At 36.8% G+C, this 5,652-nt stretch carries 10 protein-coding genes and 1 pseudogene; 5 read left to right on the top strand and 6 right to left on the bottom strand.

Annotated features, from left to right (window positions below; all coding sequences use genetic code 11):
* Positions 1–72 precede the first annotated feature (72 nt).
* The 3 genes from ACFIL2_RS01420 to ACFIL2_RS01430 all read left to right on the top strand — a co-directional run bounded on the left by ACFIL2_RS01420 (position 73) and on the right by ACFIL2_RS01430 (position 938).
* Positions 73–282, top strand: coding sequence for a hypothetical protein (locus ACFIL2_RS01420; protein ID WP_375640300.1), 210 nt, complete (start codon positions 73–75; stop codon positions 280–282).
* Positions 283–406: 124 nt separating this feature from the next.
* On the top strand, positions 407–670 hold the full coding sequence (locus tag ACFIL2_RS01425) for a type II toxin-antitoxin system RelB/DinJ family antitoxin (RefSeq protein WP_004861501.1): 264 nt from the start codon (positions 407–409) through the stop codon (positions 668–670).
* Positions 657–938 (top strand): type II toxin-antitoxin system YafQ family toxin, encoded by a 282-nt coding sequence (locus ACFIL2_RS01430; protein ID WP_375640297.1) that lies wholly within the window; start codon positions 657–659, stop codon positions 936–938. Before ACFIL2_RS01425 ends, ACFIL2_RS01430 begins: the two co-directional genes overlap by 14 nt.
* A 44-nt stretch (positions 939–982) precedes the next feature.
* On the opposite strand, the gene ACFIL2_RS01435 is transcribed toward ACFIL2_RS01430, so the two are convergent.
* From ACFIL2_RS01435 to ACFIL2_RS01455, 5 genes and pseudogenes are all read right to left on the bottom strand, one after another.
* Positions 983–1,261 (bottom strand): hypothetical protein, encoded by a 279-nt coding sequence (locus ACFIL2_RS01435; RefSeq protein WP_375640295.1) that lies wholly within the window; start codon positions 1,259–1,261, stop codon positions 983–985.
* A complete protein-coding gene (locus tag ACFIL2_RS01440) occupies positions 1,258–1,992 on the bottom strand; it encodes an antA/AntB antirepressor family protein (RefSeq protein WP_375680650.1) in 735 nt (244 codons plus the stop codon). The genes ACFIL2_RS01435 and ACFIL2_RS01440 overlap by 4 nt, the downstream gene beginning before the upstream one ends.
* A 565-nt stretch (positions 1,993–2,557) precedes the next feature.
* Entirely contained in the window at positions 2,558–3,106 is a 549-nt protein-coding gene (locus ACFIL2_RS01445; protein ID WP_375640291.1) for an antA/AntB antirepressor family protein, read from the bottom strand.
* A gap of 310 nt (positions 3,107–3,416) precedes the next feature.
* Positions 3,417–3,877: pseudogene (locus ACFIL2_RS01450) on the bottom strand (hypothetical protein).
* Between the two features lie 3 nt (positions 3,878–3,880).
* Complete coding sequence (locus ACFIL2_RS01455; protein WP_375618940.1) at positions 3,881–4,201, bottom strand: hypothetical protein; 321 nt, start codon at positions 4,199–4,201, stop codon at positions 3,881–3,883.
* A 351-nt stretch (positions 4,202–4,552) separates the two neighbouring features.
* On the opposite strand from ACFIL2_RS01455, the gene ACFIL2_RS01460 reads away from it, so the two are divergent.
* Together ACFIL2_RS01460 and ACFIL2_RS01465 are read left to right on the top strand one after the other, a co-directional pair.
* Positions 4,553–4,735, top strand: a complete 183-nt coding sequence (locus ACFIL2_RS01460; RefSeq protein WP_038473253.1) for a type II toxin-antitoxin system HicA family toxin — start codon at positions 4,553–4,555, stop codon at positions 4,733–4,735.
* A gap of 20 nt (positions 4,736–4,755) precedes the next feature.
* Complete coding sequence (locus ACFIL2_RS01465; protein ID WP_375618941.1) at positions 4,756–5,178, top strand: type II toxin-antitoxin system HicB family antitoxin; 423 nt, start codon at positions 4,756–4,758, stop codon at positions 5,176–5,178.
* 2 nt (positions 5,179–5,180) lie between these two features.
* Here the strand turns inward: ACFIL2_RS01465 and ACFIL2_RS01470 are convergent.
* A partial coding sequence (locus tag ACFIL2_RS01470; protein ID WP_375680651.1) for a hypothetical protein occupies positions 5,181–5,652 on the bottom strand: 472 nt, incomplete at its 5' end.

The following is a 5,652-nucleotide window of genomic DNA, read 5'->3' on the forward strand; positions in this document are numbered from 1 at the left end:
TGCCATAAGAAGTAAGAGTTTACGGTGTTACGAATGATTGACAATCGGGTATAATCGGGTATATATTCCGGTATGAAAACAAATACACTTCAAATTACACAAGAATTGTTGGCTCTCACAAAAAACTTTGACATAAGATGCAGTTACACGAAAGAAGATTTGGAAGCCGTAGATTCTCCACCATTGACAGATGAAGAACTTGCACGCTTAAAGCCAGCTAAAGACGTTTTACCAGCCTCCTTTTTTAAGTATGTAACAGAAGAGCGCCGTAAACGTGGGTGAAGTCTTAAAAAAGCAAGTGGTTGTTAAGCAAAACGATCTCGCTACTCTAAAAAATGCGCTTTATAGTTGAAATTAAACTTCAATTGTATTACATTGAAATACAGTTACAAGAGGAGAGCTCATCATGGCTGCTAGTCGTATGGTTCAGGCGCGTGTACCAGAAGAAATTCAAAATATCGCTAATCAAGTTATTCAAGCCTCTGGTTTATCAGTAAGTGATGTCGTGAGAGTGTTGATGACACGTATTGCGCAAGATAAAGCTATTCCGTCCTTCTTGTTTCAACCTAATGCGGAAACTATAGCGGCTTTTGCAGAACTAGAGGAAGGTAACTTAAAAAAGTTTCATTCCGTAGACGAATTATTTGATGATCTCTATGCGGACGATTGAACGTACCACTATCTTCAAACGTGATTTCAAGCGTGAAATGAAAGGACGGTATCGGCATCTTTTAGATACTGATTTGCACCAAATCATTGCAGCATTAGCAAATGATCAACCTTTAGAACCTCGATATCATGATCATGCATTGACTGGGAATTGGAGCAATTATCGAGATTGCCATATTCGACCTGACTTAGTGTTGATTTATCGCTTGATTGGTCAAGATCGATTGATTTTAGTGCGTCTGGGCTCCCATTCAAAACTTGATCTTTAGATCACCTCCCCATTTTGAGAATGGGGAGAGGAGATGTGTTTTACTTAAGCAACCTTTTTAATGGGGCTCTCGAAATTTGGTTCATAAGCGCGTAACAAAGAATCCATGCTATGCGGCAGTTCTGAATCGCCAAAATCTGTTAGAATTGCTAAAATCTTTGTAATATTGGGTAGTTCATTTTGAAGTTTTAAAACTAAAACTTTTTCTATCAATTCCATAACTTCAACTATGGCATTACAATTTTCATCTCCAATGCCTCGATGATTGGAAAATTTAAACAGTGCCATCCATAAATCACACAAGAAATTGGTATCTATCTTCATTGCACACCTCCATGGATTTGTTCTCTCAAACATGCTAGTCCTCTGGATGTGATTTTTGTTGAAGGCAGTACTTTCTCTGTACCATCCGGTCTTTGAATGGTGATAGCAGGGCAATCCATAAAGCCTTTCTTGATTTTATCCTGATAAGGTAACAGAGGCGCTCCTGGAGCACGTCGATAGACCCAATCATGTTTACGCAAGTAATCGGTTAAATCTTTTGGTCGCACTTCAAGCATCTTCGCTGCTTCGATAAGACCAAACAAACCATCAGAGCGTTTTAAGCCTTCTAAAGCCTTTGCTTTTGGAGTTAGTTCTGCAATCACATGATCTTTCTGTTTGATTTGGCTTTGTAAGTGATTCAAGACACCCAGTAAGGCTTGGGGAGTTGAGTAATCGATTTGTGGTGTTGCTACTTTTTTCAAAAGCTGTTCACATTTGATAAAGTATTGACGTGCTTCATGCCCTTTATCATTACGCTCTATCATGGAAAGGTGTTTAGCCATGTCTAACGTAATGTGGTATTCTATGCTTGGGCGCCCACCTTTTTCTAAATTTTTAGAAAAACCTATAAAGTCTATATTTTCTCGAAAATTACATTCTTTAATGCGATTTTTAATCCAGTCTGCAAACTTTGATGTAATCTCCAAAAATGCGTGCAAATCACGAGCGTTTACCGTTTGAACAGTTTCCTGATCAATGGTTTGTTCCGATATCGGAATAAGAGTGTTCATGAGAACTCCTTGCTATTTAGACGTTTTTCATTGACACTTTAATTAGAAAGCGCCGGGTGCTGAAAAACACGGTAGCAAGTCCGTCGTTACGCTTTTCCCAAAAGGGTATTGTATAGCGTAACTACACCCGACAAAGTCATTATATGCGTGTAACATACAATGAGTCAAAGCTTTTAATGTGCGGAAAACTGATTATTTCGACAATCAATCCGCTTGCTATCAAGGTGTTTTTCAGGCACCTGATTTGATTATTCATATTGTCGCCACATTGTCAAGTGGCAAAAATTACTTCTTGCTAAGAAAACGTTTCACATACTGTACAGTGTACACATTAAATTTGTTATTTATCAATGTGTTAAGTGTACAATGTACAGTCGATTTGAAAATTCTGTCGCTAGCGATAGTTTGCGCTAGCCTGCCCCGCAACAGACCCAACCCGCTGGGAAGTACCTTTTACATTGATTTTATTGATTTTTTATGGAAAAAGAGAAGCATAATTGGTAATCTTCTTTAAATTAATATCTTCTCCACTCTGCAAGTGGAGAAGACGAAATCATATTTAAAACTAAGCAGCTTTTACGACAGATCTTTCTAAGACTTGTTTTGCTTCTTTGATTAAAGCTTTATAATGTTTGCTCTCTTCTACCAACGTAAAGGCTTTAACAAGATGCATGTGAAGAGGTCCATAAATGTAAACAGCCTTTTTAGTTGGAGACATTTGATCCCAATCTTTTGGGAAAGCAAAACGTATATCATCACAATAATCAACAGATTGGCTTTTTAGTTTCTTTTCACATTCAATAAAATAACGGCGTGCTTGACGTCCTTTCTCATTGCGTTCAACCATTGAAAGCTCTTTCGCCATGTCTAGAGTTAGGTGATAATCTATTGCTGTAACAGCTCTAGATTTTGCGGTCCCCAATTTTGGGGACCGCAAATCTTGTGTTTTTATAAAATCACTACCCTCTTCAAATTTATACTGATGAATGCGGTCTTTAATCCAGGTAGAAAAATCTTTCCCTATTTCCAAAAACGCGTGTAATTCGCGTGCATTTACTGTCTGAACAGTTTCCTGATCAACTGTTTGTTCCGTAATTTTTATAAGAATGTTCATAATGAACTCCTATGCAGTTAGAGGTTTTCTATTGACACTCAACAAAGAATGCCGGGTGCTAGAAAACACGGTGCATAGTCCGTCGTTACGCTTTCCCTATAAAAGGTATTGTATAGCGTAACTACACCCGACAAAGCCATTATATGCGTGTAACATACAATGAGTCAAAGCCTTTAATGTGCGGAAAATAAACTGTTTCGGCAATCTATCCGCTATGCATCCAAGGTGTTTTCTAGGCACCTAACGCAACGATATATGTTTTCTGTGAATCTTGTCAAGAAAGAAAATTCCAGTACAAAGCTTAAGAACATTATTTAGCTTTCCTATTGGCAGCGTATTCATGACGAGCAAGTTGGTACTGTATGTTTTTGATTAATTTTTCATTGGCTTCTTTTACAATAGCATTTGCAATTTCTGGCTTGGACATCACTTTAGCAATTGAAGGTCCTTCTTGTTTTGCAATGGGGAATTGATCTCCGTCATCTCTTTGAAACACATTCCCTCCCATTTTCAAATCAACGCGCTTTGGAAAACTCCCACCCTTAATAAAACCATGAGGCAAGATTTCTTTCTTTCCAAATAGTGTGTAAGCCACGCCGNTATTTGGGCTGATGAGATGTCTGCAACTTGCTTTTCAGTAAAGCGTTCAACTTGTTTTGCTGCAGTGTTTAGAGCATTACGCAGAGCCCAATTAAGGCGTGGTGCTTGAAGGTTTGTGAAGGTATCTTTTGCCTGTTGAAGATACCATTTTTGGTGGATGATTAATTTCAACTTCTAAGCCTTTTTTGGGGTAGGTGTTGATGATTTAGAAACTTTAGATGCTTTAGGCTTTTCGAGAGAGGTTTCCTCTGGTACTGTTTCAGATGATATTTGGTTGGGTTCTTGTTCTATTTGCTTAATTTGTTCAACTCCCTTGTCGGGCTTTATTTTTGTTTTGATTTCAATAAAAGGTTTAGCAGCATTAGCGCGTTTGAGACGTGCGTAGACTTGATTGGAGATCTCTACAAATGGATTATTGGGAGTTGAAGTTTCAAAACGAACAGTGCTTTTGTTATCGCCAACAACACACATTGGCTTGGTGATGATTGCTTTCATCTTCGCTCCTTTTGAGGCAATGAATTAATGACATCATTGGTCACTTAATGGCTTTTGTTATGTGCAAAATAGATTAGCCTATTTTATCAATAAAAACAGTGCTTTAAGCCATCTTAAAAGCTTAATATTTTACCAAATTTTAGGGGATATTTTTGAATTTTAGACACAATACGACTAGTGCAGTAACGTCATTAAATAAAATTTTTTACACATTGTCAAGAGAAAAAATCTATATTTTGTATTTTTTTATTTTTTTGATCAAAACTTGGTATTTAAAAAGCCGCTTTTTAATTTTCTATAAATAACAACATATTTGTTTCATTTAAACATTTTAGATGTTATACTATATTTATGAATAGCCAAGAATTAAAAAGATATCTTACAAAGCATGGTTGCAGTTTTACTTCGGGGAAAGGCGGTCATTTAATTGTAAGACTTGGTTCTAAAAAAACGGTTTTGCCAATGCATGGTGCGCGAAAAGAATTAGGAACGGGATTAGTTAATAAAATTCTCAAAGATCTTGATCTAAAGTAAGTCTGAATATGGAGATGTAAATGAAATATGCACTTAAATTTATCAAAGATGACAATGATACTCTTCTTGTCGTTTGCAAAGACTTTCAAGAATTTATTACATATGGTAACGATGAAAAAGAAGCTTTAGAAAATGCTAAAAACGCACTTTTAACAGTTATTATGGGGCGTTTCCAAGATCGTGAATTTGTTCCGTGTGGTATTTATGATGTTACCTATCCTTTTGTTGAAGTCTCTTCATTGGTCACTTTAAAAATTGCAATACATAACGCTATGATTGAAAAAGACTTACGCAAAGCTGATCTTGTGCGTCTTTTAAAACTTCACCCAATACAAATTGACCGATTGTTGGATTTAAACCATGCAACAAAATTAGATGCCTTAGAATTCACTCTCATTGCTCTTGGAAAAGAGATCTCTATTAATATTCAAAATGCTGCTTGAATTTAGCGGTTTTGTATAAAATGTTTATGAAGCGCATTAAGAGCAATGCGCAATGAAAGCACAAGGCGTGGTAGTGATTGATCTTCTATGACAAGATATTGTAATGCGGCATGAAGGTTATATTGACGGTGTAAACATTGAGCTTCTTGAACAACATCTTTTACAGCTAAAAGATGTTCTGTTGCCTTCTGTACCCATTTCTCTCTTGCTCCGTTATCAGAAGTTGTAGGCATTTCATCATAAATTGCATTTGGTAAGGCTTTTGCACATAGGTAATTGTTTTTCACTTCAAGATATTTTTGTGCAGCATCATACTGATCTTGATTAATCACACCTTGCAGATAAAGCCGTCCGATATAAGTAGCGGAAAGCGGATTTTTAGCATCTTCTATGGTCAAACCAAAATGCTTAGCACGTATCTCTATTGCCAATTTATCCATGGGTTCATGCGGTGTTTTTGCTCGTGAGATGCGT

The organism is Bartonella sp. AP30XZML, from assembly GCF_042195945.1.
GTDB lineage: Bacteria > Pseudomonadota > Alphaproteobacteria > Rhizobiales > Rhizobiaceae > Bartonella.

What these genes read in the sequence shown, in the direction of transcription:
- ACFIL2_RS01420 (WP_375640300.1), top strand. Translation starts at nt 73, where the DNA reads ATGAAAACAAATACACTTCAAATTACACAAGAATTGTTGGCTCTCACA.
- ACFIL2_RS01425 (WP_004861501.1), top strand. Translation starts at nt 407, where the DNA reads ATGGCTGCTAGTCGTATGGTTCAGGCGCGTGTACCAGAAGAAATTCAA.
- ACFIL2_RS01430 (WP_375640297.1), top strand. Translation starts at nt 657, where the DNA reads ATGCGGACGATTGAACGTACCACTATCTTCAAACGTGATTTCAAGCGT.
- ACFIL2_RS01435 (WP_375640295.1), bottom strand. Translation starts at nt 1,261, where the DNA reads ATGAAGATAGATACCAATTTCTTGTGTGATTTATGGATGGCACTGTTT.
- ACFIL2_RS01440 (WP_375680650.1), bottom strand. Translation starts at nt 1,992, where the DNA reads ATGAACACTCTTATTCCGATATCGGAACAAACCATTGATCAGGAAACT.
- ACFIL2_RS01445 (WP_375640291.1), bottom strand. Translation starts at nt 3,106, where the DNA reads ATGAACATTCTTATAAAAATTACGGAACAAACAGTTGATCAGGAAACT.
- ACFIL2_RS01455 (WP_375618940.1), bottom strand. Translation starts at nt 4,201, where the DNA reads ATGAAAGCAATCATCACCAAGCCAATGTGTGTTGTTGGCGATAACAAA.
- ACFIL2_RS01460 (WP_038473253.1), top strand. Translation starts at nt 4,553, where the DNA reads ATGAATAGCCAAGAATTAAAAAGATATCTTACAAAGCATGGTTGCAGT.
- ACFIL2_RS01465 (WP_375618941.1), top strand. Translation starts at nt 4,756, where the DNA reads ATGAAATATGCACTTAAATTTATCAAAGATGACAATGATACTCTTCTT.